The 1,301-nt window shown below is 32.4% G+C and carries 4 protein-coding genes; all 4 read left to right on the top strand.

Features of this window, described 5'->3' with window-relative positions; genetic code table 11:
* Positions 1–195 precede the first annotated feature (195 nt).
* On the top strand, positions 196–426 hold the full coding sequence (locus OO775_RS13870) for a hypothetical protein (protein ID WP_264847820.1): 231 nt from the start codon (positions 196–198) through the stop codon (positions 424–426).
* Positions 423–674 (top strand): hypothetical protein, encoded by a 252-nt coding sequence (locus tag OO775_RS13865; protein WP_264847819.1) that lies wholly within the window; start codon positions 423–425, stop codon positions 672–674. The genes OO775_RS13870 and OO775_RS13865 overlap by 4 nt, the downstream gene beginning before the upstream one ends.
* 56 nt (positions 675–730) lie before the next feature.
* Entirely contained in the window at positions 731–922 is a 192-nt protein-coding gene (locus OO775_RS13860) for a hypothetical protein (RefSeq protein ID WP_264847818.1), read from the top strand.
* 5 nt (positions 923–927) lie between these two features.
* A partial coding sequence (locus OO775_RS13855; protein ID WP_264847817.1) for a type II toxin-antitoxin system VapC family toxin occupies positions 928–1,301 on the top strand: 374 nt, incomplete at its 3' end.

Genomic DNA, 1,301 nt, shown 5'->3' with positions numbered 1-1,301 from the left:
ATGGCAACAAAAAAAGAGGGTTTAAAAGCCAACGGCAAACTGAAAAAAGGCTATCGTTACAACGAAAACGGACGCATCGTAAAAGCAAAATCCGCTACCAAAAAGAAGACAAAACGGTAGTTTTTCAGTACAAAAGTAAAACAGGGTTAAAAATCTGTTTTACTTTTTTTGTATCTTTGATATCTCAATATAAAAATGAGTACAGAATTAAGCGTTATAGTAGCCGTTGTACCTCTTTTAGTTATGGCTTTGGTTTGGTTGTTTTCTAAATTTGAAAATATAAAAGAGAAAAATCATAAATTAGAATTGCAAATCAAAGATTTAGAAAAACGAATAGAAGTCCAAGAAAATGTAACCTCTGAAATCAAAGCATATACGAATATGTTTATCAAATTATTGCAAAACCAATTAGAAAAAAAGCAATGAAAAACGAAGCTGATTATAAAACGTTACTTCATTTACGAGATAAGATAAACGAAAATACAGCTACTTTTGAAGAACAAAAGCAGTATGTATATATGCTTACCCAAGAAGGAAAATTTTCTCAGGAACAATATCAAGCATTCGCCCAGAAAAGCAATTTACAGAATAATATTCTTAATGCCGCTCTTGCAATAGGAGGTATTATTCTAACGGCGTGGCTTATTTCAGAACTTTCTAAAACCCAAAAGTAAAACAAAGCAAGTTCTTGTTTTACTTTTTTTGTATCTTTGCAAAAAAATTGAACGATATGAGTACAACAGCTAAAAAAACAACCAAGAAAAAAACAGCACTTGCAGGGGCAGTGAAAACCGAGAAAAAAGTTAATTATGTAATTGACCCTGAGACGGGTAAAAAAATTTCAAGGGCAGGACTCGCGATGAGAAAATACTCCAAGAAACCAATGCTTGAAATAGTCGATATGAGAGCCGTATTAAGATAAAAACTATGAGGTATTTATTAGACACTAACATTTTAGTTTTCTTGATTTCAGACCAAGAACAGATTTCTAATGATGTTTCTGAACTTTTATTTGATTATTCTAATCGCCTGTACACCAGTGCAATATGTATAACTGAGTTGTTACAACTCGTTCGTATTGGAAAAGTTCGACCTATATACAAAACCGCCGAAGCAATGGTAAAGGCTATTGAGAACGAATTTTATATTGAAGTATTGCCATTTGATAAAAACCACACAAAAACCCTTTCAAAATTACAAATCACCGATGGGCATAACGACCCTTTTGACCATTCTATTATCTCTCACGCTATTACCGACAAACTTATTTTAGTGTCTTCTGATGGCAAATTTGATAGCTA

Origin of the sequence: Capnocytophaga catalasegens, from assembly GCF_026005215.1 — a bacterium.
In the GTDB taxonomy this organism is placed as follows: domain Bacteria; phylum Bacteroidota; class Bacteroidia; order Flavobacteriales; family Flavobacteriaceae; genus Capnocytophaga; species Capnocytophaga catalasegens.
Note: the sequence above shows the minus strand (reverse complement) of the source record. Positions and strands in the feature narration are given on the sequence as shown.